Genomic DNA, 439 nt, shown 5'->3' with positions numbered 1-439 from the left:
CCCTGTTAAAAACAGCGTGGGACATCGCCGTCTCCAAAGGATACCAGCCAAAAGCGGGGCCTGTGGTAGCGGAGGATATGTTTTATTCAGAAGATAAGGACGAATGGAAACTCTGGGCTAAATACGGCTGCCTTGCCCTTGAAATGGAAAGCGCGGAACTCTACACATTAGCCGCCAAATTTAACCGTGAAGCCCTATGCATACTGACCATTTCCGACAGTCTGATAACCGGTGAGGCAACTTCAGCCGAGGAGCGGCAAACGTCCTTTACCCGCATGGTTGAAGTCGCCCGTGAGACGGCAATTAGCGCTTAGTTGACGTTTGTTTAAAAACGCGATAAAGTAACGCAAGCCCGGATGGTGGAATTGGTAGACACGCCAGTTGGAGGCACTAGTGCCTTCACAGGCATGGAAGTAGGAGCCTTCGTACGGACTACACT

The 439-nt window shown here is 51.0% G+C and carries 1 protein-coding gene; it reads left to right on the top strand.

All coding sequences use genetic code 11. The annotated features are described in order from the left end of the window. Nucleotides 1-314, top strand: a 314-nt coding sequence (locus tag ACYVRA_RS09105; protein WP_461252387.1) for a phosphorylase family protein, incomplete at its 5' end; no start/stop codon positions are given. Nucleotides 315-439: the final 125 nt, after the last annotated feature.

Source organism: Treponema sp. R8-4-B8 (assembly GCF_054786175.1).
The sequence above is the reverse complement of the archived record's forward strand: the minus strand, read 5'-3'. Positions and strand labels throughout refer to the sequence as shown.